We start from the raw sequence: 25,054 nt of genomic DNA on the forward strand, positions 1-25,054 counted from the left end.
CCGTCTGCTGTACCTGAGAGATTCACCGCATGTGCGGCTTGCTCCTTCGGCGGACCTTGCGGTCTCTCTTCGGCGTGTTGCACCCCAACCGGTTCATTTGCCTGAGAGTGACCGGGGCGGTTGCTCCTTCGGCGACGGTTTTGGAATCGGGCCGTTCTCTCCCGGATGGCGTGTTGCTTGGGCTGCTCTTAGACGGACTGCAGGAAAACGCAATTCACATGTTTGCAACAAATAAGATCAGATTGGCCGGTCGTCGGGCAATCCGCCTGTATCTGCCTGCCATGCGGCCAGACGCGCGCCGTAGGACGGCACCCGATCACGCAACCCAACAAAGGTATCCAGATCGAACAGTGCCCAACGTTGCCCCTCGTCACCAAAAACGATCCGGCTGGCCATCACAGCTGGCATCTGTGCAACAAAGAACGCATTCCACAAGCGCGGGTCAGTCGACGAGCGGAACGCGCTTTGCCACAACACGGCATCCTCAGACAGGGTCAATCCCAACTCCTCGTGCAGTTCCCGCGATACGGTCTGAAACGGCGTCTCATCCCCCTCACGACCACCACCGGGCAGGTCCCACAGGTTCGGATAGTGGATATGGGCAAGGTCGTCACGCAGGATGCTTACCAGCTTGCGCCCAAGGAAAAGCGCGACTTTCGCACCCTGATGGTGACCCGTTGTTTCCACCTGCCGCGCTCCCTATCATAACGCCATGCCCGCACTTTGCCGTGACTGCCTTTCAACATTTGACAGCGAACAGCGCTGCCCGCAATGTCGTAGCCCCCGGGTGACACGGCATCCGGAATTGTTTGACCTGTCCATCGCGCATATGGATTGCGACGCATTTTATGCCAGCGTCGAGAAACGCGATAATCCCGGGCTAGCCGACAAACCTGTGATCATCGGCGGCGGCCGGCGCGGCGTGGTCTCAACGGCCTGCTATGTGGCCCGGATCAAGGGGGTCAGGTCGGCAATGCCGATGTTTCAGGCGCTCAAGCTTTGCCCAGAGGCCGTCGTGGTGCGCCCCCGTTTTGACGCCTATGTCGAGGCATCCCGCGCCATTCGTGCGATGATGGATGCGCTGACGCCGGTCGTCGAACCCCTGTCACTGGACGAGGCGTTCATGGACTTGACCGGCACCGCCCGACTGCATGGCGCACCCCCTGCTGTCATGCTCGCCAGACTGATCAAGCGGATGAAGACCGAGCTTGGCCTGACCGGCTCTATCGGGCTGAGCCACAATAAATTTCTGGCCAAGGTCGCATCCGACCTCGACAAGCCGCGCGGCTTTTCCATCATCGGCAAGGCAGAGACCACGGCATTTCTGCGCCCCAAATCGGTGCGCCTGATCTGGGGGATCGGCCCTGCGGCGCAAACAAGTCTGAACAATGCGGGCATTCGCACCTTTGATGATCTTCTGCGCTGGGACCGGCGCGATCTGCATGACCGATTTGGCGGCATGGGTGAGCGTCTTTATGCGCTGGCAAGGGGGGAAGACGGACGGCGGATCACGGCCCATAGCCCGGTCAAAACCCTGTCCAATGAAACCACATTTCATGAAGATACCAGCAATGTGGACATTCTGGATGGGCATATCTGGCGGATGGCTGAAAAGGTCAGCGCCCGCGCAAAAGCCAAGAACAAGGCCGGGCGCGTCGTGACGCTCAAGTTGAAAACGCATGATTTCAAGGGCATCACGAAGCGGATCAGCCTGCATCATCCAACGCAAATCGCCGATACAATCTACCGGACCGCGCGGGGACTATTCGATCAGGTTGGCGATAAGGGACCTTACCGGTTATTGGGCGTGGGCTTGTCCGAGATTACGGCCGACACAGATGCGGATCGCGAGGGGGACCTTCTGGATCCGGACGCGGGGAAACGCGCGCAGGCTGAAAAGGCAGCCGATGCGATCCGCGAGAAATTCGGCAGCGATGCCATCATCAAGGGTCGCGCCCTGCGCTAAGATCCGCAACGGCCGGGTGATCCCGCAACCGCGCGCCCAGAAAAACGGCGCCGGCCTTGGTCAGATGCACGCGGTCCGCCGGGATCATATCACCATGAGCGTCAAATACCCGGCCATGCTGCCCGTCATCCGACAAAAGATTCACCAGATCAATATAATGGCTTTGCGGCAGGATCGCCCGGTTCGCCGCATTGCTGGCCAAAATCGCATCCGGAATCCGCGCCGTCGCTGACCGCCGCTGAACAGGGTCGATTTGCCCGTAGACGTTCAAGTTATATCCAAAATGCTTCGGCCCGACGAAAACCGTATTGAGGTTCTGGTGCATCTTGCCCGCGACAAAACCCGAACACGCATCTTCGACGGCAATGACCGGCAGGAACACAATATCTGCCGCATCAACGAGTGCTTTGTCGCCGCTTGCCATTTGCGGATATTCGCAAAGCGCGATATCGGCCCGATACACCACATTGTCCCGTGCGGTCAGGCCGGATTCGAGCAGTATGTTCGCAAAATCCCGCCCCTGACTGTTGCCCAGCACCAGAACATTGCGGCCCCGGGGCGGTTTTGGAAAATGCGCAAGCTGCAGCTGTCGGATGTTTTCGTTATAGGCCATATGCATCCCGGCTACCAAATCCGGGCGGGTCTGAAATATTCGGGCCGGATAGCCCTGCTGCAGGTGCAACGCGATGCCTGCCACCACACCGGCCAGTGACGCGCCGATCAATGTGCCACCAACAAAGATGCCGGACGTTTTTTGCGGATCGCGGAACGGACGCTCGACAAAGCGCCATGTCAACACCGACAGGATCAGGCAGAGCAGGATCAGCGCGGCATATAGCAGCCCAGAGGGTTCCTCGTAGCTATTGATCCGCGCAAAGGCAAAGACCGGCTGATGCCATAGATACAGGCTGTAGCTGATCAGCCCGATGCCAACCAAAACCCGCATCTGCAACAATCGGGCGACATGGCCGCCCCGCCTGCCAAACATCAGAACAAGCAGCGTGCCGCCAACTGGGATCAGGGTGTAGGCGGACGGAAACGGCGTTGTTTCATCGAACCACAAAACCGACAAGGCTATCGCCGTTAAACCGGCCAGCGCCAACCGATCATTGCCGCGCACCGGTCGCGACCGCTCCCAAAACGCGCCCAGCGCGCCGATCCCCAACTCCCACGCCCGACTGTGCAACAGATAAAAGGTGCCGGTCGGGGCGCTACTATAAAAAACCAGACAGGCGGCAAAACTGGCCAGACAAATCAGCGCAACAATATAGACGGATCGTAGTTTCAGCCGTGGCCAGCAGATGATCAGGACCAGCGGAAATAGCAGATAGAACTGCTCCTCAACCGCGAGGCTCCATGTGTGCAGCAGCGGTTTGAACTCTGCCTCCAGGTCCCAATATCCGCTGGTCAGGGTCAACAGGAGGTTGTTGGCGGACAAGAAAGTCGCGACAACGCTTTGGCCGAAGTTCTCTAACGGCTCGGGCAGCATCCACAGCCATGCCAAGGGAATGCAGGCCAGAACCACCACCGTCAGCGCGGGCAGGATGCGCCGGGCGCGGCGACAGTAAAAATGCCACAGGCTGAATTCACCCCGCGACAGATCGGTCAGGATGATCCCGGTAATCAGATAACCACTGATGACAAAGAAGACATCGACACCCACGAACCCGCCCGAAAACGTCGCAAACCCCGCGTGAAACAGGATCACCGAAATCACGGCCACCGCCCGCAGCCCATCAACCTCTGTTCGGTAGTTCCCTGCCACACCCGACCCTTTGTGATGCCTGCCGAAATGTGCCCGGTTAATGGTTAATGGCGCGTAAAAATCAGGGGGCTGCATTGCATAAGCCCGCGCGCGGGCGTAACTTTCCGGCACGGAAACCGATCAACAACAGGAGGGCACAAGCTGAGCATGCGTATCATCCGCCGACTCCAGCATGGTCCCCGCGCTGCCCTGTAAACGTGTTTGCAGGGCATGATCTTCACGGTCTGCCCTTATCGCCGCGCCAGCGGCACGCTTTGTTGATAAGAGAGCACCATGACAATCGTTAATATCAATGGCCTGGGCGTCACCCTGGGCGAGACACTTTTCACCGACCTGAACCTGACAATTTCCAAGGGCGACAGGATTGGCCTTGTGGCTGCAAACGGCCGGGGCAAATCGACGCTTATGGCCTGCCTTGCCAGGGAACTGGAACAGACGACGGGCCAGATCACCTATGCGCGCGGCATGCGGATCGGCCATGTTCTGCAAAATGTGCCAGACAACGCCCTTGCGCGGACGTTATACGATCTGGTGCTGGATGCCTTGCCGCAGGAACAGGCGGATTATGAAAGCTGGCGGGTTGATGTTGTTCTGGACGATCTGAACGTGCCGCACGCCCTGCAGCAACAGCCCTTGTCATCGCTCAGCGGCGGGTGGCAACGCACCGCACTTTTGGCGGCGGCCTGGGTGACAGAACCCGACATGCTGCTGCTGGATGAACCAACCAACCATCTTGACCTTCACCGCATCGGGTTGCTGCAAGAGTGGCTGACCGCCCTGCCCCGGGACGTTCCCGCGCTGATCACCAGCCATGACCGGGCCTTTCTGGACGCCACCACAAATCGCACATTGTTTCTGCGTCAGGAGAATAGCCGCGTCTTTCAATTGCCCTTCACCGCAGCCCGGGTCGCCCTGGCCGAAGCGGACGCTGCGGATGAACGCCGCTTTGCCAACGACCTCAACAAGGTCGCTCAATTGCGCAAACAGGCCGCCAAGCTCAAGAATATCGGGATCAATTCGGGCTCGGACCTTTTGGTCAACAAAACCAAGCAACTCACCGAACGGGCGGCCAAGATCGAGGCCGCCGCAAAACCTGCACATCAGGACCGCAGCGCCGGTGACATCAGGCTTGCCAATAGCGGCACGCATGCCAAGGCGTTGATCGCACTTGACGATGTTGCGGTGACAACACCCGATGGCAAAGATCTTTATCGCAGTGGCAAGAAATGGATCGGACAAGGCGACCGGATTGTTCTGCTGGGGGCCAACGGCACCGGAAAGACGCAGTTGGTCAAGTTGATCCACCGGGCCATCACCGGGGCAGAGGGCGCCATCAAATGCGCGCCCACCGTCGTCGAAGGCTATTCCGATCAGCATCTGACACAGCTTGATGGGTGGGACACGCCGATGGAGGCGGTTGCCGGCCAATTTGATGTCGGCGATCAGCGCGCCCGGGGGCTGCTGGCGGGGGCCGGGGTGAATATCCAGATGCAGGACACACGTATTGATGCCTTGTCAGGTGGCCAGAAAGCCCGGCTGGCGATGCTGATCCTGCGGTTGAAACAGCCGAATTTCTATCTTCTGGACGAGCCCACGAACCATCTGGATATCGAAGGCCAGGAGGCGCTGGAAGACGAGTTGATTGCCCATGGTGCGTCCTGTCTTCTGGTCAGTCACGACCGCAGCTTTCTGCGCAATGTGGGCAACCGGTTTTGGGAAATCCAACGCAAGCGGCTGGTGGAAGTCGATGATCCAGAGGCATTTCTGAATGCCGAAATGACGGGCTGAAAGGACAGACACCGGCATGCGGGCGACCATGGTTGGCTTGTTTCAGGCAGAGGCCTGCATCATCGCAAGTGCCTGGGCAAAAAAGTCGGGCCCACCAAAGTTGCCCGATTTCAATGCCAGCGCCGTCGGCCCGCTGCGCAGCAACGGGACACCCGCAGCGGCCCTCGGTCCAATGCGCAACGCGCTTGCGCCAAGGCCAGTAACCACCGCACCCGAGGTTTCGCCCCCCGCCACCACCAGCCGCCGGACGCCTGCATCAACAAGTGCAGGCGCCAGCCGCGCAAAAAACGTCTCAATCGCATGGGCCGCCACGCCCGCGCCATACCTGTCCTGTGCTGTCTTCACGACGGCGGGATCGGCAGATGCATGGATCATCGGGGTCGTGTTTTGTGCCGCGACCCAGGCCACAATATCAGCGATCTGATAATCCCCCATAACGGCGCGGTCAGCGTCGATCTGGAAGGTTGGCGCTTTGGCGGCATAAACATCGACCTGCTGGCGGGTGGCGATACTGCAAGAACCCGAGAAGACGACGCCAGGACCTGTAACAGGTGCCCAATCGGGGGTCTTGGGCAAGCGGTCAAAATTTGCAGGCAGGCCAAGGGCAATGCCTGATCCGCCGCAGAGCAGCGGCAAATGTTTCGCAGCGCGGCCGATCGCGATCAGGTCAGCATCCGTGATCGCATCGGTGATCAGATGCGCCCGGCCATGCAGCGCGGCCGCAATTGCGCGAGCCCCCTGTTGCACGACATGCGCCGGAACATGCCCCACATCCCGTGCCGACTGGGCGGATAGGACACGGCGCAAATCCGCATCCGTCATCGGGGTCAGCGGATGGTGCTGCATCCCGCTTTCATTCAGCAGTGCGTCGCCCACAAACAGATGGCCTTGATAGACGCTACGCCCGTTTTCGGGAAAGGCGGGGCAGACAATCACGGCCTCAGCCCCAAGATGGGCAGCCAGCGCATCCAGAACAGGGCCGATATTGCCCTGCGGCGTGCTGTCAAATGTCGAACAGACCTTAAAGACGATCTGCCCGGCCCCTTGTGCCTGCAACCAGTCACAGGCGGCCAGCGATGCGGCAATTGCCTGATCCACCGGGGCCGTCCGGGATTTCAACGCGATGACACCCGCATCAAGCGCGGCGTCAGCTGCGCCATCAGGCACGCCGATAAACTGGGTCACGGTCATGCCCGCCTCGGCCAGCGTCAGTCCGATATCAGATGCACCCGTAAAGTCATCCGCGATGACGCCCAGCTTCATGACAACACCTGCATGTCAGACCCGTCCCCGCAAACGCCGGAACCCGCGCCGAATGAAAGGAAGCTGGCTGGAAATCAGGATCAGGTTGAGCAACAGCAGAATCCCCGCAACCGGCCGCGAGGCAAACACCATCAGATCGCCACCCGAAATCAGCAGTGAGCGGCGGAAGGTTTCATCAAACAATCCGCCAAGGATCACGCCGATAACCAGCGGGGCAATCGGGAATTTCAGCATATTCAGGAAATAGGCCACAAAACCAACCCCAAGCATCAGGTACAGATCATTGATCCCCCCGCCCACACTGAACGACCCGATGGTCGTCAGGACCATCACGATGGGCAGAAAGACGACCTGCGGGATTTGCAGGATCTTGATAAAGATGCGCGCTGTGAAAATCCCCATGATGAACATCGTCACCGAGGCCAGCACCATGATTGCCACCACCCGCAGGATGATTTCGGGGTCGATGGTCGGGCCGGGGATGATGTTGTTCAGCTTGAAAGCGCCCATCAGGGCAGCTGCAGGCGGCGATCCGGGGATGCCAAGCACCAGCAACGGGATCAGCGCGCCACCGATACAGGCGTTGTTTGCAGTTTCGGAACACAATAACCCGTCCAGCGACCCTTTACCGAACGTGTCACTTTCATTGCTGACGGTTTTGCCCACCCCGTAACTGACCCAGCCCGCAACATCCTCGCCCACACCGGGCAAGGCACCGACCCCGGTGCCAATCACGCCTGATCGGGTGATCGTCGGCAAGTGTCGTCGGACTGTCCGCAGATTTGGCAGAATGCGCCCTTTCAACGCGGCGACCTTGCCGACATCCATATGCCGCATCCCGTCGATGATCTGGGGAATGGCGAAGGCACCCATCAGGACGGGGACGACCTGAAAACCGCTCAGCATATAGGACCAGCCAAAGGTGTATCGCGGCTCGCTTAACAGCGGATCAAGCCCGACCATTGCCATGGCCAACCCAATCAGGCCCGCGATCCAGCCTTTGACAACCAGATCTTCCGACATCAGCGTGCCCGATAGCAGAATGCCGAAAAGTGCCAGCAGCGCCTTTTCCGGACTGGCAATGTTCTGGGACAAAAGAAGCAGAACCCAAACAAAAACCAGCAGGGCAATCGTCCCGATCAGTGTGCCGATAAAGCTGGCTGTGGTCGTCAGGCCCAGCGCCTCACCCCCGCGGCCCGCTTTGGCCAAAGGGTAGCCGTCCATCGCCGTCGCGGCACTTGCCGCGGTGCCGGGTATATTCAACAGAATAGACGGGTAGGACCCGCCATAGATGGCCCCGACATAGGCCCCTAACAACGCGATAAGGGAATAGTCCAGCGGGATCTTGTTGCCAAAGAAACCGGTCAGGATCGTTACGGCAAGCGTGGCGGTCAGCCCGGGAAGCGCACCGAACGTGATCCCCAGAAACACCGAAACAAGAAGATAGGCGTAGGTCAGCGGGTCGGTCACCAGAGCCACGAAAGCACCGCCAAATCCGGTCAGTTGCGACAGCACGAATTCCATCACGACCTCCAGATCGGTCGCAGGGTGACGTAGTAGTGATACTCGATCTGCGTAAAGATAATGCCGCCGCGATTGGGCACATTCTGGCGAAAACCAAAGGCCATGGCGCAGACCAGAAGGGTGGGCGCAATCACCGCAATTGCCGGGCAGACCCTTAGTACCCGATCATCGCGCGCGCGCCACAGCATCAGGCCGGTCAACGTGGCCCAGGCAAGCAACGTCACCACGTCATCATCATGTGCGGCCCATTCGGCCTGTGGTAAATGCGCGATCAGCGCATAGGCACCGCATAGCGCCACAGCGCTGGCAGCCAGTATCATGCGCCGTGGCAGGCCCCGGTGAAACCCAAACGTCAATGCGGTGATCAGCAAGCCGCTACCGGCAATAAAATCGACCCGCGGAACCAGACCCGCGATGTAGAAAAACAAAATGATCCCGATGGTGGTAAAACGGATCGCTTCCTGTCTGTCCCAACCGATGCCCACAGCACTTAGCGCGCGTGTGGCGCCGCCAGCGCGGACGGAAATGATCAGCAAAACAACCGACAGGACCAGCATCGCGGAAAAGATACCAAGTGGCACGATGGCAGCCGAATTGTACCAATCCGCCCCGCTGACCCCGGCCCGGTTGCCGCCCCATAACGGTATGTCGAACGTGCGGACAAGAAAGAACAGGGAAACCCCGATCAACACCAATGCGCCCCAAAAATCCCGGGCGCGCAGGGTCGCGATATCGTCTTCATTCATGCCGGGCTGTCCTTGTCGCTGCGCGAAGAAAGGCGCGGAGGGAGAGACCCGCGCCTTTCAGTCCTATGAACTGAGCGTCCTGCGGTCAGGGTTTCTCAATTCCAAGGCTTGCCGGGTCAACGGTGGTCGCGCCCAGCTCTTGCAGCGTGTAGGCAAAGTTCGCCTCGAGCGTGGCAAAGATGGCCTTTGCGTCATCACCATACTGGCCGCCGACGTCGTAATTATTCGCAGCAGCCCAGTCTGCAACAACATCCGAGGCAATTGCCTGTTCAAAAGCGGCCCCGAGTGTTGATTTCACATCGTCGGACGCGCTGTCATGCACTGCAAATCCAATGGCCTGTTTCAGCGGAAGATACTTGTCCAGACCGTCATAGATATCAAAGGCGGACGGGACCGTCTGGCCGGCAATTTCAGCGCTGTCTTCGGTCAGCATGGCCAGCGGCCGCAGCTTGCCACCCTCGATCAGTGGCGCCTGCTCTGCAAGAGAGGTCACAACCAGCGCGACCTCTCCGGCAATCGCGGCTTCCTGACCCGGGGCCGAGCCCTGGTAGGGAACAAACAGAAACTCCGCATCGGCGCCGTTCTGGATCGCCAGCAGATTCAAATGGTGAATCGACCCCGCACCGGACGCGGCGGCCGGAATGGTCTCGGGTGCTGCCTTGGCCGCATCCACCAGCTCTTCCAGGCTATTATAGGGGCTGTCGGCAGGAACAGAGATCAGATCAGGCGAGCCCCCGACAATGAAGGGGTACCAAAAGTCGAATTTCTTGTCCCAACCGCCCTGAACGGCGGCGGTGACGTTGGATTCAGACAGACCAACCAGCGTATAGCCATCATCAGGCTGGTTCATGACATAGACCATGCCATTGGACCCGGCCACGCCCCCGGTTTGATTGATCACATTGATCGACACAGGCAGATGTTTTTCCATCTCGGCCATGATCATGCGGTTGATGCTGTCCGTGCCACCACCCGCGCCCCAGACAACGGCGGTTGTGATGTCACGGAATGGGTAGTCCTGCGCGGATACGCCACTTGCCAGCCCCGTCACCAATGTGACGGTCGCCACCAGTTTCCCTAGCTTGATTGTCATTGCTTGTCCTCCCAGACGTCATTGTTCTTTGTTGCATTTATTTACGTATGCATTAAATGATACGCTGTCAACTTTTCCATTGAGTGCATCAAGGAATGCGTTGACAGTCGGCGCGGCACAAAAGGGGCAAGTATGACCAAGACCTTCAAAATTGCGGTTTTTCATGGGGATGGGATCGGCCCTGAAATCATGGGGCCAACAGTTCAAATCCTACAGCAAATGGCCGACGCGTCGGATAGCTACGCACTGACATTTGCGGATGCCCCCGCCGGGGCAGCGCATTACGCAAAAACAGGCGAATCGCTGCCTGCCGCCTCGATGGAAACAGCGCGCGCCGCCGATGCGATTCTGCTTTCGGCGATGGGATTGCCAGACGTGCGATACGATGATGGCACCGAGATTTCGCCACAGATCGACCTGCGCAAGGCGCTGACCTTGTTCGCCGGTGTCCGCCCTGTGACGTTGAAACACGGCCAGCAGACGCCGCTGAACATGCCGGAGGGACGTGAAATTGACTTTGTGCTGATCCGCGAAAGCACCGAAGGATTGTTTCATACCCAAGGCCGGGGCGAGGTCAGCCAGAACGAAGCCCGCGAGACCTTGCTGATCACGCGCGACATTTCCGAAAAACTGTTCCGCTTTGCCTTTGATCTTGCCAAGAACCGCAAAACCGCAGGTCGCGGCCCCGGCAAGGTAACTTGCGTCGACAAAGCCAATGTTTTCCGCGCATTCGCCTTTTTCCGCGAGATGTTTGATACAGAGGCACGCAAACATCCCGACATCCTCGCCGACCATGCCTATGTGGACGCAACCGCCCTTTGGATGGTTCAGAAGCCATGGGATTTCGATGTGCTTGTGACCGAGAACATGTTCGGCGACATCCTGTCGGATCTGGGCGCGGGTCTGATGGGCGGGCTGGGCCTTGCGCCGTCAGCCGATATCGGGCTGGACCACGCCGTTTTTCAGCCCTGCCATGGGTCCGCACCTGACATCGCGGGCCAAGGTCTTGCCAATCCGTTTGCCATGATCTTGTCGGCGGCCATGATGCTGGACTGGCTTGGGATCAAGCATGACAGTGCCGCAATGCGCAACGATGGCACGCGCCTGCGCGAAGCTGTCGAAGAGGTCGTTGCCCGCGGTAACGTACTGACCCGCGATCTGGGCGGTACCGCAGATACAGAGGCCGCAGCAAGCGCCATCCTGAGCGCGCTGTTTGTGACATAGTATCGCCCGACTATCATATTTTGGATGATCTGCGCCGCGAATGGGCAATGATCGGGCCGGTTCAAGCTATTCCGCCGCGACCCGTTGTTCGTCGCCGCGCCCGATCTCGGCAAGTTCGGCGATGACCCCGTTCAGGATCGCCTTGAACGGTTCAAATGCCGCGTTTGGTTTCAATGTCCGCTCGTCCATATAAAGCGCGCGGTCGATTTCGACCTGAATTGCGTGCTGTTGCCGGGCCGGGCGGCCGTAATGTTGTGTGATGAACGCACCCGCAAATGGCATGTTGCGCGCAACGCGCAGGCCGGCGCGGGCAAAAGCGGCCTCGACCTGTTCAACGACCGATCCGGCGGCAGTTGCACCAAACCTGTCACCCAGCACGATATCGGGGCGGGCCGCACCGGGCGGGCCCACATTCTCGAGCGCCTCATGCGGCATGGAATGACAATCAATCAGGATCGCTTCGCCAAATGCGGCATGGCTTTCATCAATCAGGGCTTGCAACTGATCGTGGTAAGGCCGCCAGCACCCCGATATCCGCGCATGCGCCTCGGCCAGGGTCAGCTTTCCACGATAGATTTGCCGCCCATTGGCCACAACCCGTGGGATCACACCAAGGCCGCTGGCAATGCGCGGGTTATGCGCGTGACGCCGCACGCCTTCGATCAGGGCTGCGTCCAGCTCGTCCGGGCCACGGTTCAAATCAAGAAAAGCCCGCGGCGCGCGGGCGGTCAGCAGTGGCGCACCGGATCCCGGAGCGTTCGCAAAAAGCTGATCGACAAATGCATCCTCTGACGATCTGATCACAGCAGCATCAAGGACAGTGCGATCAAGGAACGATTGCGGATAATCGCGCCCGCTATGCGGCGACGCGAAGATGACACTGGTCGTGCGGGCCGCCGGGCGGGCAAGATGATAGGCTGTTTGATGCAAGAAATCGGGTCCTTATCGACCAACATAACCTGAATTCCAAATTTTCCAAAAGCCCTTGATCCCTCATCCGACTCCTTCTATAGACCGGGCGACTGACGTGGGCCTCCCGCGTCCTATTTCTTTATGGGATGCGAGATACCACTTTGGACATGGATGATTAGCTCAGCGGTAGAGCACTTCGTTGACATCGAAGGGGTCACTGGTTCGATCCCAGTATCGTCCACCATGAATTCACGGGGCACGCGCCCGTAACAGTAACCCAAGGCGCAATCCGCGCGCCGCGACATGAAGGAACGCACCCATGAAGGTACGTAACTCCCTCCGCTCGCTCAAGCAGCGCCATCGCGATTGCCGCGTCGTGCGCCGCAAGGGCCGCGTCTATGTGATCAACAAGACGCAACGCCGGTTCAAGGCCCGCCAGGGCTGAACCTGCTGACCAGAGCTATGAAAAAGCCGCGCCCCTACCGGGCGCGGCTTTTTTCGTATGGCGGATCAAGATCCACCTCACGACCACAGCGCAATTGGCCAGCGACAGACTGGTCAACAGGCGTGGAAAATCATAGGCTGCCCCCGACCTCAGGAATACAGGACCGCCCCCATGACTGCCGTAAAATCCAAATTGCCCCCACTTGCCTTGACCCTGGCCTGCTTTGCTGGACCGGCCTTGGCCCAAAATGGCCTTTGTGGTGGCGTTGGCGACAACGGTCAGTGGATTGGTGGTGCGCAGGCAAGTTCCGATATCAGCACCGTGGACAACTATCAGGAACAGATGGCACTGGTTCTGGGCGGCAATGAATATGTCGCCCTGTTTTCGGTCAGTGAAGGTACGGATGTCCGGATCGAGGCCGCGGGTCGCGGTGCAGGTGACCCGATCATTGATCTGCTGGATGCCGCAGGCGGTGTCATCCTGTCCGACGACGATTCTGGCGGGAACGCGGCTGCGCGGGCCGAAGCATTTCTTGAACCGGGTGATTACTGCATGTCATTGCGCAGCTATGAGGGCGGCCCCATGACCGCGTTCGTACGCGTCGGCCGCACAGAGCATGACCCGCTGACCACAGGCGTGGCCGAGGCCGCTACGGACACGACGACCGGAAACTGTGCGACGGCCGTGCCGATGGGCACGATCGGTGACAGCGTCACCGCCCCGGTCACCGAGACCGCCTATTGGAGCTTTACCATTGACGCCCCGACCCCGATCACCCTGACCGCCGAAGGTGAGGATGCCGACCCGACGGTGACCCTTTACGACGCTGACGAAACATTCATTGACGAGAATGACGACTTCAACGGCTTGAACTCGCAAATTGATGTCAGCGAACCCCTGCAGCCGGGCACCTATTGTGTGGGTCTGGGCGCGCTTGGCGATGATACGTTTCCGATCACGGTCAGCCTGTCCGTCTATGATCCCGAAGCCGCGTTGTTGGGCATGTTTGCCCGCGGCGAGGCTGCCCCGCCACTGGACGGATCCGTTCCGGTCACCGATTTGGGCGCGCTGCAGTCCCGCGCGCGGCAAGATGTGCAAGCCAGCGAAAATGTTACCTGGTTCAGTACCGATATCGAAGAACCCGGTCTGATCGTGGTCGAGGCCATCGGATCCACAGGCGTTGATCCCTGGCTGGTCATTTTCGACGATCTGGGCCGCCAACTGGGCCAGAATGACGATAGCGGTGACAGCCTGGACAGCATGATCGCCACCAAGGTCGAGCGCGGCACCTACCTGATCGGCGTCAAGCAATATGATGCGGGCCAGGGCCTGATCCGGCTGGTCATGGAAAGATACGTCCGGGCGCAATAGCACCAAAGCCAGCGGCGGCGCATGAGGGGTCATGCTGCCGCGTGGTCGCGGCCACAATCGTTTCAGGCACCGACACGCCCCAATTGGCGGAAATTCACCCGATCACATCTTGAAAAGACAGCACGCTGCCACATCATCTGCGGGTGAAAATCTGTCGGTTTCGCTTGAGGTCGGCCCGAAATTGCAACACACAGGGGCATCTATCAGGCCCATAGATCAGGAGTTCGCGTGTCCCTCTTCCTTATCGTTGCCTTGCCTTTCCTGGGCGCATTGCTGCCTGGTCTGATGATTTCGGCAGGCAGACAGGCCTGCGCCGGCGTGACATTCATGGTGACACTGGCAGCCCTTGTCGGCCTTTTAAGCCACGCGCCTGCGGTTTGGGCCGGCGAGGTCGTGATGGTCGGGGCAGAGTGGCTTCCCGCACTTGGCCTGAACATGAACCTGATGCTTGACGGGCTTGGTTTTTTCTTTGCCAGCCTTATCCTCGGGATCGGCCTGCTGATCATCACTTACGCCCGGTTCTACCTGTCCCGCGAGGACAATATGGGCGAGTTTTTCACCTATCTTCTGCTGTTTCAGGGCGCGATGGTTGGGATCGTCCTGTCCGACAACATCCTGCTTTTGCTGATCTTCTGGGAGCTGACCTCGCTGTCCTCATTCCTGTTGATCGGATATTGGAAGCATTTGCCCGAAGGTCGCCAGGGTGCCCGCATGGCGCTGACCGTCACCGGGATGGGTGGGCTTGCGATGATCGGTGGCATGCTGATCCTTGGCAATATCGCCGGCAGTTATGACCTCAGCGTTATTCTGCAGAACAGGGACCTGATTCAGGACAGCCCGCTTTACCTGCCGGCGCTGATCCTGATCCTTTTGGGCTGTTTTACCAAGTCCGCGCAATTTCCGTTTCATTTCTGGTTGCCGCATGCAATGGCCGCGCCGACCCCTGTTTCGGCCTATCTGCACTCTGCCACGATGGTGAAGGCAGGGATTTTCCTGATGGCGCGGATGTGGCCCGCTCTGTCCGGGACGCAGGAATGGTTCGTGATCGTCACAAGCGCCGGGCTGATCACGATGGTTCTGGGGGCGGTGATTGCGCTCTTCAAACATGACCTGAAGGCGCTGTTGGCGTTTTCGACGGTGAGTCATCTTGGCCTGATCACGATGCTTCTGGGGACCGGCACACCCTATGGGGCCATGGCCGCGGTCTTTCACATCCTCAACCATGCAACATTCAAGGCGGCCCTGTTTATGTCAGCCGGGATCATTGATCACGAGACACATACAAGGGACATCCGCAGGCTGGGCGGGTTGCGGCACCTGATGCCGGTCACCTTCGTGATCGCCACCCTTGCTGCATTGTCGATGGCGGGCATTCCGTTTCTGAACGGGTTCCTGTCCAAGGAAATGATGCTGGAGGAGGCGACGCATACAGTCCTGTTCAACAATGCCTGGCTGGTGCCTGCGCTTGCGACTATCGGTTCGCTATTCTCTGCGGCCTACTGCTTTCGGCTGATCGGGCATGTGTTTCTGGGGCCGGTTCGCGATGACTATCCCGCCAAGCCGCATGACCCACCATTTGGCCTTTGGGGCCCGCCCGGACTGCTGGTCGTTCTGGTTGTCCTCATCGGCTGCGCGCCGTTTCTGGCCGAACCGCTGGTGAAACTGGTGTCAGGCGCGGTGATGGGTGTTGCAGCCGAAGTGCCGGACAAACACCTGAAAATCTGGCATGGCTGGGTGCCCGCCCTTTATATGTCGATCGTAGCGGTTGTGGGCGGCTTGATCCTGATGGCGATCTTCCAGGCACTGCTGAAAGCATGGGACGCCGCACCGCGCCCCGAGGCCAAGACAATCTTTGATGCGATCATCGCAGCCGTTGTCGGACTGGCCCGCGCGATCATCCTGCCACTGCATAACGGGGCTTTCAGCCGCTATGCCGCCGTTATGGCGCTAACGGTTGTGGCCATCGGCTATCACGCCTGGACAACGGGCGCCGTTGGCGCGCCAACCCGGGACATGCAGCCTGCGGGCGTCGTGCCAATTGCCGGCTGGCTGATGCTGGTTGCGGCGACGGTCGGGTTGGTCTTCCTGCATCGCAATCGCCTGCTGTCGCTGATCCTGATCGGGATCGTGGGGCTGATGGTGTCTGTCGGCTTTGTCTTCTTCAGCGCACCTGATCTGGCCATGACGCAGATTACAGTTGAGGTGGTAACGATCATTCTGTTGCTGCTTGCGCTGAACTTCCTGCCAAACCGGACACCAATTGAAAGCTCTGTTCTGCGCCGCACCCGCGACGCAGGCGCAGCCATCGTCGGGGGGCTGGCGGCATTGGCGTTGTCGTACCACTACCTGCTGCGCGACGCAGTCACGACCCCGATTTCAGAGTTCCATCTTGCCAATTCCTACAAAGGCGGAGGCGGCACCAATGTGGTGAACGTGATCCTCGTAGATTTCCGGGGCTTTGATACATATGGCGAGATTATCGTGCTGGGGATTGCGGCATTGCTGATCTATGCCCTGACCGAAACCTTGCTGAACGGGCCTGTCCGGGCCCGGCTGCTGAACCGCAAACCGGATCAGCCCCGTGCGGGGGACATGCATCCGATGATGATGGTGGTCCTGACGCGGGTCATGATGCCCGTCGTCATGATGGTTGGCTTTTACATCTTCCTGCGCGGCCATAACGAGCCGGGCGGCGGTTTCATCGCTGGCCTGATCGTGTCAATCGGGGTTGTCATGCAGTATATGGCCAGCGGTTTCAGCTGGGCGTCGGACCGGTTGCGTTATCCCTATCATGGGGTGATCGGGGCCGGGGTACTGGTCGCCGGGCTGACGGGGATCGGGTCATGGTTTGTGGGCAAGCCTTTCCTGACCTCTGATTTCGAATATGTGCGCATCCCGCCCTTTGAGAAATTCGAGCTTGCGACCGCAGCCGCGTTTGACCTTGGCGTCTTCCTTGCGGTTGTGGGGGCGGTGATGCTGTCGCTGGAAAGCTTTTCGCGCCTTGCCCGCCGGGCACATGTGCGTGACCCGGAACATCCGATGGATATTGATCCATCGCGCAACGATGCGGAGGCGGTGTAATGGAACTGCTTGTTGCTTCTGCCATCGGCATCCTGACTGCGGCGGGGATTTATCTGGTGCTGCGCCTGCGCAGTTTCCCGGTGATCATGGGGATTTCGCTGCTGACCTATGCGGTGAACGTCTTTTTGTTCGCATCAGGCCGCCTGACCGTGGGCGCCCCCCCGATCCTCACCGATGCCACGACCTATACAGACCCCCTGCCACAAGCCTTGGTGCTGACCGCCATCGTGATTTCCTTTGGGATGACCGCCGTGGTGGTCATGATCGCGCTAGGGGCCTATCTGGGGTCAGATGATGATCACGTCGATGATCAGGTGCCGGAGGACGCGCCATGACCCATTGGATCATCCTGCCCGTCATCCTGCCCGCCATTCTGGCGCCCTTCATCGTGCTGGCCGCGCGCTATCATATCGGCATCCAGCGGGTTTTGTCGCTGGCGGGGGTGCTGGGCTTGATCTGCGTCGCCGCTGGGCTGGCATGGCAAGCCTCGGACAGCACCGTCACGCTGTATCAGCTGGGTGACTGGGCGGCACCTTTCGGGATCGTCCTTGTGGCCGACCGGCTATCGACAATGATGGTGCTGCTGACGGCTGTGCTTGCGTTTTTTGTGCTGCTCTACGCGGTTGGGTCAGGCTGGGATGACCGGGGGCGGCATTTTCATGCGCTTTACCAGTTCCAGTTGATGGGAATTATGGGGGCGTTCCTGACCGGCGACCTGTTCAACCTGTTTGTGTTTTTCGAAGTTCTGCTTATCGCCTCCTACGGGTTGATGATCCATGCGGGGGGCAATGAAAGGCTGCGGGCGGGCGTGCAATACGTGCTGTTGAACCTGCTTGGCTCGACCCTGTTCCTGTTTGCGCTTGGGGCGATCTACGCGGAAACAGGCACGCTGAATATGGCGGATCTGGCGGCGCGGGTCCAACTGATTGACCCTGATGCGACTGTCGGTATCCGGGTTGCCGCGGTACTGCTGCTGCTGGTCTTTGCGATCAAGGCGGCGGTTGTCCCGCTGCATTTCTGGCTGCCATCCAGCTATGCCGAAGCCCCCGCACCGGTGGCCGCGCTGTTTGCGATCATGACAAAGGTCGGCGCCTACGCGATCATCCGGGTCTATACATTGGTTTTTCACCCCGAACTCGAGGTCACAGATGGCCTGCATGATGTGTGGCTGCTGCCTGCCGCGCTGATCTCGCTGGGGATCGGGGCGGTGGGCATATTGGCGGCGAAAAAGCTTGACCGGCTGGTCGCCTTTGCTGTCATCGGGTCGATGGGCATGGTCATGGTGGCAATATCGCTCTTTACGCCGGTCAGCATCGCTGCTGCGCTCTACTACATGATCCACTCGACACTGGCGGCGGCAGCACTGTTCCTGATCGTCGATCTGACCCGCAGCGGTCGCGACAGCCTGACATTGGAAGAAGCCGCGCCGCCGGTATCCGGTGCGGTCCTGACATCCGCGATGTTCTTTGTCGCGGCCATTGCAATGACCGGTCTGCCACCGCTTTCGGGCTTTGTGGGCAAGCTGATGATCCTGGATGCCAGTTTCCAATCAAGCTGGGCGGTATGGGCATGGGCAGTGATCCTGTCCGCTAGCCTGATCAGCGTCGTGGGCTTTGGCCGGGCCGGCAGCACATTGTTCTGGAAAGCCAAAAGCGTCGTCCCCCCGAAGACACAGAACCAGCTGCGGCGCCTGCGCCAATGGCCTATGTCGCGGTCGGGGGGCTTGTTGCGCTGTTGATCGCACATACGGTGTTTGCCGGGCAGATGCACCGGTTCACCATCGCCACGGCAGCTCAACTTTTTGCGCCAACCGCCTATGTAGAGACTGTGCTGGAAACACCCGGCAAACTCAGCAAACCAAAGGAGGGCGAAGACGATGGGTACTAGAGCATTTCGCTGGCTGCTGCCGCACCCCTTTGTGACAGTTCTCCTCGCGATTGTCTGGATATTGCTGCAAAATCAGGTCTCGGCGGGCATGGTTGTCTTTGGACTGATCCTTGGGGTCATTATCCCATGGGGAACATCAATCTGGTGGCCCGACACGCCGCGCGGCTTCAAAATGGGCAAGATGGTCATCTATTGTCTGATCGTCATGTGGGACATCGTCGTTGCGAATATCCAGGTTGCCTGGATCGTTCTGACGCGGCCCAATGACAAGCTGCGCCCGGCTTGGGTGATCGTCCCGCTTGATCTGCGCCAGCCCGAGGCCATCAGCATATTGGCCGGAACAATCACCCTGACACCCGGAACCGTGTCGGCCGATCTGTCAAACGAGGGGCACAGCCTGCTGGTACATGCGCTGGATACCGATGACCCCGACGGTGTGCGCGACGAGATCAAGCAGCGCTACGAGCGGCGACTGAAGGAGATTTTCGCATGAGCTTTGCAAATGCATTCATGGATTGGGCTTTGATCATTGCCTTCGGCGTCGTCGCATTGTCGCAAATCATGTCCATGATCCGGCTTGTTATCGGGCCGGATACCGGCGACCGGATACTGGCGCTGGATACGATGGTTATCAACGCAATCGGGCTGATCATCCTGCTAGGTGTCGCCCAGGGCACCCGGATCTATTTCGAAGCGTCGATGATCATTGCCATGCTCGGCTTTGTGTCGACAGTCGCCTATGCCCGGTTCGTCTTGCGGGGGGATATCATCGAATGACCTTTACGCTGATTGGGACAATCGCAACGGCTGTCTTTTTGCTGATCGGGGCAAGTTTCACGCTGGTGGCAGCCATTGGTCTGCTGAAACTGAATGACGGGATGACCCGCCTGCATGCCCCGACCAAGGCAGGCACTGTTGGGGTCGGGGCCTTGTTGCTGGCCTCGATGACGCATTCCCATACGCTGGGCGAGGGATCCATGCATGAGTTGCTGATCATGGCGTTCTTGTTTGTCACCGCGCCAATCTCGGCCAATTTCATTGCCAAGGTGAATATCCACCGCCGGTCCTGTCAGACCCCGCCATCGCCGCCCCGCGATGACATGTGGTCCACACTTGACGTCCCCGAAGCTGATCGAGAGTTTGTCGAGGCTGAACAATAAAGGGCGCTGCCCGCAAATGACTGACGCCTATGATCCAGCCCGCGAGGGCGCGAAAATGTCCTTTGCCGAGGATATGAGCTATGGCGACTACCTGTCGCTTGACCCCATTCTCGGCGCGCAGAATTGCCAGTCAGATGCGCATGACGAGATGCTGTTCATCATTCAGCATCAAACCTCTGAACTATGGATGCGGCTGGCATTGCACGAATTGTCGACCGCACGCGATCTGCTGGCCGCGGGCCAGCTATCCGCGGTCTTCAAGATGCTGACCCGGGTTTCGCGCATCTTTGATCAGTTGAACAATGCCTGGGACGTGCTGCGCACGATGACCCCCAGCGAATACACCGCCTTTCGAGATGATCTGGGCGCGTCATCGGGGTTTCAGTCTCATCAGTACCGGTTGATCGAATTCATTCTGGGGAACCGGAATACGGCAATGCTGAAGGTCCACGAACACCGGCCAGAGCTGCATCATATGTTGCAGCAGGAATTGGGGACACCGTCGCTATATCATGTCGTGCTGCGCCGGCTTGCATCCCAGCTGGGCCTGTCCTTTCCGGATGACACGTTCCGGATGGATCAGCCGCATGCGGCCTCCGACCTGGTGATGGATGCATGGGCGCAGATTTACCAGGCACCACATGACAATTGGCAATTCTACGAGCTTGCCGAAAAGCTGGTCGATCTTGAGGATTATTTCCGGCGTTGGCGGTTCAATCATGTGACCACCGTTGAACGGATCATTGGTTTCAAGGAAGGAACCGGCGGCACATCGGGCGTGAAGTATCTGCGCCGGATGCTCGAGGTCGAACTTTTTCCAGAGCTTTGGAACGTACGGGGGCGCTTGTGATGGATAATGCCAAACGGGAATTGCCGATCAAGGATCAGTTCATCCTGCCCGATGGCATGATCTATCTCGACGGCAACTCGCTTGGCCCGTTGCCAAAAGCTGTCGAGGCCACATTGCAGACTTGCGTCCGGGATCAGTGGGGCCAGCATCTGATCAAAGGGTGGAACCTTGATGACTGGATGGGGCAGCCGATGCGCGTCGGCAATCTTGTCGGCCGGCTGATCGGTGCGCCGGAAGGGTCCGTCGTCATGGGCGACACCCTGTCGGTCAAGGTCTATCAGGCGCTGGCATCCGCGTTGAAGATGCGGCCAGACCGCAAGGTCATTCTGTCCGACAGCGGCAATTTCCCATCCGATCTTTATATGGCGCAAGGCCTGATCGCACAGTTGGCGCAGGGTCACGAACTAAAGATCGTCGCGCCCGAGGCCGTGTCAGCCGCGATCACAGAAGATGTCGCCGCCGTCATGATCACGCAGGTCGATTATCGGACGGGCCGGATTCACGACATGAATGCGATCACTGCAGCGGCGCATGCGGCTGGGGCGGTGATGATCTGGGATCTGGCCCATAGCGCGGGTGCCATTCCCGTTGATATTGCCGCCAGCGGCGCAGAATTCGCAGTGGGCTGCACGTATAAATACCTCAACGGTGGGCCGGGCGCGCCGGCCTTCATCTATGCCCGTCCCGACATTGTCGCCGATCTTTCGACCGCGCTCAGCGGGTGGTTGGGCCATGACGCGCCATTTGCGTTTGAGGCATCTTACAGACCCGCCGCAGATATCGAACGGATGCGCGTCGGCACCCCACCGGTTCTGCAACTTGCAGCACTTGAGGCCGCGATGACGGTTTGGGGGGAGGTGGACATGCACGACCTGCGCGCCGCCAGCATCGCGTTGTCAGAACTGTTTATCGCCGAGGTCGAGGCACGCTGCCCGGCCCTTGAACTCGCCAGCCCGCGGGACTCTGCGCAACGCGGCAGTCAGGTCTCGTTCCGGTTTGCGCATGGCTACGCGGCGATCCAGGCTTTGATTGCCCAGGATGTGATAGGGGATTTCCGGGCGCCCGATATCATGCGGTTCGGGTTCACGCCGCTCTACCTTGATAGCGACGACGTGCGCAGGGCCGTTGATATCCTGCAAAATGTGCTGGACGCCCGGCTTTGGGACAATCCAGCATTTCAGGCAGTCAGCCGGGTCACCTAGGGTCAGAACCCTAGACTAGCTGCGCGCGTAGATATCCTCGTACCGGATGATGTCATCCTCGCCCAGATATGTGCCGGTCTGCACCTCGATCAGGACCATCGGCACTTTGCCGGGGTTCTCCATGCGGTGGACCGCACCCAGCGGGATATAGACCGACTGGTTTTCGGTCACCAGCTTGACCTCTTCATCCACGGTGACGCGGGCGGTGCCTTCAACAACGATCCAGTGTTCGGATCGGTGGTGGTGGGACTGCAAACTCAACGAGCCGCCGGGATGCACCATGATCCGTTTGACCTGAAACCGCTCGCCGATCACGAGACTTTCGAACCAGCCCCATGGGCGGTGATCCTTGGGGAAAGCCTCGGCCTGCACCGCCGACTTCGCCCGTAGCTCTGACACTGCCAGCTTTACATCCTGTGCGCGGCTTGCATCGGCGATCAGAACGGCGTCCGGCATGGCAACGGCCAGAATATTCTGCAGGCCGATCCCCACGACTTCCAGGCGCGGATCCTCTGACCGCAGTAGCGTGTTGTCGCAATCAATCGCCGTTGCAGCACCCGAGACCGCAACGCCGCGTTCATCCTGAACCGTTTCACGCCACACCGCGTCCCATCCGCCCAGATCGGACCAACCGGCGCCAAATGGCACCACCGCCAGATTGTCGGCATGTTCCATGACCGCATAGTCAATTGATATGTCATCGGCTTTTGCCCAAGGCTCTGGCGCAAGGCGCAGGAACCCCAGATCAGGCTTGGCGGCCTCAACCGCCTGGGACACAGGGGCGATCAACTGCGCGGCATGGGCCTTGAAGGCCGCCAGAATTGTCTTGACCGAAAACAGGAAAATACCCGCATTCCAAAGATGGCACCCTGATGCGACCAGCGTTGCCGCTGCTTCGGCATCTGGTTTTTCAACGAACTGCTTCAGCGGGATGACCGGACCATCCGCGGCGTCAACCGCCTGTGTCAGTTCCAGATAGCCATAGCCGGTTTCAGGATGGGTTGGTGTGATCCCGAAGGTGATGATCTTGCCATCGCGGGCGGCCGTCGCCCCCTGTGCGACCGCTGCCTGAAAGGCCGGACCATCGGGGATGACATGATCCGATGGCGACACCAGCATCAGCGCATCGGGGTCCGTCTTTTCCAGCCACAATGCCGCCGCCAATACTGCAGGCGCCGTATTGCGGCCCTCTGGTTCGATCAACACCGCACCGGGATCAATCCCCATTTCGGCCAGTTGTTCGGTCACGATGAAACGGAAATCCGAATTGGTCAGCACAAGTGGCGCGGCATACTCACTGCCCGCCAGACGGCTGGCTGTCGTCTGAAAGAGGGTGTGATCACCCACCAGCGGCACAAACTGCTTGGGATAGCTTTTGCGCGAAAGCGGCCACAGGCGCGTGCCCGAGCCACCGCACAGAAGAACGGGGGTAATTGTCATCAAAAAATACTCACTTCAAACGCGTTGTTATGGACTGGTTATCTCAGGTCCGCTTGTCGCAAAGCAATGCTAAATTTGATTTCCAACGGTCACAAGCGTCGGCACGATCTGCGAAACGGCACGATCCCAACGGGTTACCGGCTGCTGGGCAACAAAGATCACGTCTTCGGGCCGCAGTTCAAACGCCGTCAGCAAGGTCAGGTTGCCCGCGTTTCGCCCATCAAGATGCCAAGCGGTCACCGCGCCAAATTCGCGTGGGTCCTTGGATGCGCGCAACACGTAGATCTGCGATACATCCCCCGTCGCCCCATCAATACCTCCTGCATCAAACAAGGCGTCCGCCAGTTTCGCGCGGCGGCCAAGCGGCAACGCAAAGCGGGATTGGGTGCCAACCTCGCCGGTGACGTAGACATATTCATTCACATCCTCACCAAGCTCGCGGCGCGCACGCAGGTTACTGCGGGCTTCATCCAGCTCACCCCGGCGCAGGGCGACTTCCAGCTGTAACTCTTGCAGGGCGCTGGCGCGGGCGCGTTGGCGTGTTTCGACGATCTGGATTTGCTGCTCGAAATAGGATTGCGCGCGGGCCAGATCGTATTCGGTGTCCACAAAGATGGCGTCACCGGCCAGCAGGCGGGTCCGGGTCAATCCAACCTGCGAATAAAGTGCTGTCAACGGGATCTGGTACAGGTTCCCATCGCGGTACAACCTGACCGATGCAAAATCCTGATCCTGAACCGTGATCCCACCCGCGGCCGCAAGCGCCTCATCCAGGTAAACCGGCGTCAATGCGACGGGCACAACTGTCGGGTTTTGCACCGCCCCGCCGATAGAAATTCTGCGGGAATTGAATTCCGCGATCTCCAGGCTGAATGTGGGATCAATCTGGTTTTCGACGAGGCGCTGGAACAACACGGCCTCGGCATCCTCGATCGTACGGCCCGCAATTTCGGCGCGGCCCACATTGGGAATGTTGATCGAGCCATCATCCTGCACCGTGTAGCCTTGGCGCGCATTCTGTGCCGCCAGAAGGCCGGACAGCTCTTCGACAGTGTTTGCTGCGGTTGGCGTCGAAAGCAGCACCACATCGCCAACACCAATCCGGTAGGGTCCGGGGTCGACCATTGGCGGCAGCCGCAATTCCAACGCGCCGGGGCGGTTTTCTGGCACTGCTGGCGGCTCTGGCAGTGCACCAGCACCCCGGATGCCCGACCCTGTGCCGGCTGTCAGCGTAAAGATCGCCGGGGCCGATTGCGGTTGATAGGCTGACCGGTTGGCCTGAATGACGCTTTCAGCGGTCATCGGCAGAACCCGGACATTGGTAGCCCCGTTTGCGC

At 59.4% G+C, this 25,054-nt stretch carries 21 protein-coding genes, 1 tRNA gene, 1 pseudogene and 1 riboswitch; of the genes and pseudogenes, 14 read left to right on the forward strand and 9 right to left on the reverse strand.

Translation table 11 applies throughout. The features are described from left to right. Positions 1 to 79 precede the first annotated feature (79 nt). Positions 80 to 174: riboswitch (glycine riboswitch) on the reverse strand. 63 nt (positions 175 to 237) lie between these two features. Next, positions 238 to 687, reverse strand: coding sequence for an NUDIX hydrolase (locus AABB31_RS13210; RefSeq protein WP_342077696.1), 450 nt, complete (start codon positions 685 to 687; stop codon positions 238 to 240). Positions 688 to 712: 25 nt separating this feature from the next. Here AABB31_RS13210 and AABB31_RS13215 point away from each other — a divergent pair, with 25 nt between their 5' ends. Continuing rightward, complete coding sequence (locus AABB31_RS13215) at positions 713 to 1,966, forward strand: DNA polymerase IV (RefSeq protein ID WP_342077695.1); 1,254 nt, start codon at positions 713 to 715, stop codon at positions 1,964 to 1,966. On the opposite strand, the gene AABB31_RS13220 is transcribed toward AABB31_RS13215, so the two are convergent. Further along, the gene (locus AABB31_RS13220) at positions 1,944 to 3,731 is read right to left on the reverse strand and encodes an acyltransferase (RefSeq protein WP_342077694.1); all 1,788 of its coding nucleotides are present in this window, start codon (positions 3,729 to 3,731) and stop codon (positions 1,944 to 1,946) included. The two genes, AABB31_RS13215 and AABB31_RS13220, sit on opposite strands and share 23 nt — an antisense overlap. 273 nt (positions 3,732 to 4,004) lie before the next feature. Here AABB31_RS13220 and AABB31_RS13225 point away from each other — a divergent pair, with 273 nt between their 5' ends. Then, positions 4,005 to 5,519: an ABC-F family ATP-binding cassette domain-containing protein gene (locus AABB31_RS13225; RefSeq protein WP_342077693.1), complete on the forward strand. Its 1,515-nt coding sequence runs from the start codon at positions 4,005 to 4,007 to the stop codon at positions 5,517 to 5,519. Positions 5,520 to 5,561: 42 nt separating this feature from the next. On the opposite strand, the gene otnK is transcribed toward AABB31_RS13225, so the two are convergent. The 4 genes from otnK to AABB31_RS13245 all read right to left on the reverse strand — a co-directional run bounded on the left by otnK (position 5,562) and on the right by AABB31_RS13245 (position 10,145). Next, positions 5,562 to 6,782: a 3-oxo-tetronate kinase gene (gene otnK, locus AABB31_RS13230; protein WP_373634848.1), complete on the reverse strand. Its 1,221-nt coding sequence runs from the start codon at positions 6,780 to 6,782 to the stop codon at positions 5,562 to 5,564. 15 nt (positions 6,783 to 6,797) lie between these two features. Beyond that, positions 6,798 to 8,306, reverse strand: a complete 1,509-nt coding sequence (locus tag AABB31_RS13235) for a tripartite tricarboxylate transporter permease (RefSeq protein WP_342077691.1) — start codon at positions 8,304 to 8,306, stop codon at positions 6,798 to 6,800. Further along, entirely contained in the window at positions 8,306 to 9,052 is a 747-nt protein-coding gene (locus AABB31_RS13240; RefSeq protein WP_342077690.1) for a hypothetical protein, read from the reverse strand. The genes AABB31_RS13235 and AABB31_RS13240 overlap by 1 nt, the downstream gene beginning before the upstream one ends. A gap of 85 nt (positions 9,053 to 9,137) precedes the next feature. After that, positions 9,138 to 10,145 (reverse strand): tripartite tricarboxylate transporter substrate binding protein, encoded by a 1,008-nt coding sequence (locus AABB31_RS13245; protein ID WP_342077689.1) that lies wholly within the window; start codon positions 10,143 to 10,145, stop codon positions 9,138 to 9,140. Positions 10,146 to 10,277: 132 nt separating this feature from the next. Between AABB31_RS13245 and AABB31_RS13250 the strand changes: the two genes are divergently transcribed. Next, positions 10,278 to 11,369, forward strand: coding sequence for an isocitrate/isopropylmalate family dehydrogenase (locus AABB31_RS13250; RefSeq protein ID WP_342077688.1), 1,092 nt, complete (start codon positions 10,278 to 10,280; stop codon positions 11,367 to 11,369). Positions 11,370 to 11,435: 66 nt separating this feature from the next. Here AABB31_RS13250 and AABB31_RS13255 read toward each other — a convergent pair whose 3' ends face one another. Next, on the reverse strand, positions 11,436 to 12,299 hold the full coding sequence (locus AABB31_RS13255; protein WP_342077687.1) for an N-formylglutamate amidohydrolase: 864 nt from the start codon (positions 12,297 to 12,299) through the stop codon (positions 11,436 to 11,438). Positions 12,300 to 12,450: 151 nt separating this feature from the next. On the opposite strand from AABB31_RS13255, the gene AABB31_RS13260 reads away from it, so the two are divergent. From AABB31_RS13260 to kynU, 11 genes and pseudogenes are all read left to right on the forward strand, one after another. Then, a tRNA-Val gene (locus AABB31_RS13260) sits at positions 12,451 to 12,525 on the forward strand. A 75-nt stretch (positions 12,526 to 12,600) separates the two neighbouring features. Continuing rightward, positions 12,601 to 12,726 (forward strand): type B 50S ribosomal protein L36, encoded by a 126-nt coding sequence (gene ykgO / locus AABB31_RS13265; protein ID WP_010141322.1) that lies wholly within the window; start codon positions 12,601 to 12,603, stop codon positions 12,724 to 12,726. 171 nt (positions 12,727 to 12,897) lie between these two features. Beyond that, positions 12,898 to 14,097, forward strand: coding sequence for an ABC transporter substrate-binding protein (locus AABB31_RS13270; protein ID WP_342077686.1), 1,200 nt, complete (start codon positions 12,898 to 12,900; stop codon positions 14,095 to 14,097). 228 nt (positions 14,098 to 14,325) lie between these two features. After that, positions 14,326 to 17,178: a monovalent cation/H+ antiporter subunit A gene (locus tag AABB31_RS13275; RefSeq protein WP_342077685.1), complete on the forward strand. Its 2,853-nt coding sequence runs from the start codon at positions 14,326 to 14,328 to the stop codon at positions 17,176 to 17,178. After that, positions 17,178 to 17,513 (forward strand): Na+/H+ antiporter subunit C, encoded by a 336-nt coding sequence (locus tag AABB31_RS13280; protein WP_342077684.1) that lies wholly within the window; start codon positions 17,178 to 17,180, stop codon positions 17,511 to 17,513. The genes AABB31_RS13275 and AABB31_RS13280 overlap by 1 nt, the downstream gene beginning before the upstream one ends. After that, a pseudogene (locus AABB31_RS13285) lies at positions 17,510 to 19,065 on the forward strand (monovalent cation/H+ antiporter subunit D). The gene AABB31_RS13280 and the pseudogene AABB31_RS13285 overlap by 4 nt, the downstream one beginning before the upstream one ends. Next, a complete protein-coding gene (locus AABB31_RS13290; RefSeq protein WP_373634850.1) occupies positions 19,055 to 19,558 on the forward strand; it encodes a Na+/H+ antiporter subunit E in 504 nt (167 codons plus the stop codon). Before AABB31_RS13285 ends, AABB31_RS13290 begins: the two are co-directional and overlap by 11 nt. Further along, on the forward strand, positions 19,555 to 19,842 hold the full coding sequence (locus AABB31_RS13295; RefSeq protein WP_342077682.1) for a K+/H+ antiporter subunit F: 288 nt from the start codon (positions 19,555 to 19,557) through the stop codon (positions 19,840 to 19,842). The genes AABB31_RS13290 and AABB31_RS13295 overlap by 4 nt, the downstream gene beginning before the upstream one ends. Beyond that, on the forward strand, positions 19,839 to 20,225 hold the full coding sequence (locus AABB31_RS13300; protein ID WP_342077681.1) for a Na+/H+ antiporter subunit G: 387 nt from the start codon (positions 19,839 to 19,841) through the stop codon (positions 20,223 to 20,225). Before AABB31_RS13295 ends, AABB31_RS13300 begins: the two co-directional genes overlap by 4 nt. Before the next feature lie 16 nt (positions 20,226 to 20,241). Continuing rightward, a complete protein-coding gene (locus tag AABB31_RS13305) occupies positions 20,242 to 21,075 on the forward strand; it encodes a tryptophan 2,3-dioxygenase family protein (RefSeq protein ID WP_342077680.1) in 834 nt (277 codons plus the stop codon). Beyond that, positions 21,075 to 22,277 (forward strand): kynureninase, encoded by a 1,203-nt coding sequence (gene kynU, locus AABB31_RS13310; protein ID WP_342077679.1) that lies wholly within the window; start codon positions 21,075 to 21,077, stop codon positions 22,275 to 22,277. Before AABB31_RS13305 ends, kynU begins: the two co-directional genes overlap by 1 nt. Positions 22,278 to 22,292: 15 nt before the next feature. On the opposite strand, the gene AABB31_RS13315 is transcribed toward kynU, so the two are convergent. Both AABB31_RS13315 and AABB31_RS13320 read right to left on the reverse strand, forming a co-directional pair. Next, the gene (locus AABB31_RS13315; RefSeq protein WP_342077678.1) at positions 22,293 to 23,717 is read right to left on the reverse strand and encodes a mannose-1-phosphate guanylyltransferase/mannose-6-phosphate isomerase; all 1,425 of its coding nucleotides are present in this window, start codon (positions 23,715 to 23,717) and stop codon (positions 22,293 to 22,295) included. 69 nt (positions 23,718 to 23,786) lie between these two features. Continuing rightward, positions 23,787 to 25,025 carry a polysaccharide biosynthesis/export family protein gene (locus tag AABB31_RS13320; RefSeq protein ID WP_342078833.1) on the reverse strand — a complete coding sequence of 413 codons (1,239 nt, stop codon included), beginning with the start codon at positions 25,023 to 25,025 and terminating at the stop codon, positions 23,787 to 23,789. Positions 25,026 to 25,054 lie beyond the last annotated feature (29 nt).

Origin of the sequence: Yoonia sp. SS1-5, assembly GCF_038443705.2 — a bacterium.
GTDB classification, from domain to species: domain Bacteria; phylum Pseudomonadota; class Alphaproteobacteria; order Rhodobacterales; family Rhodobacteraceae; genus Yoonia; species Yoonia rhodophyticola.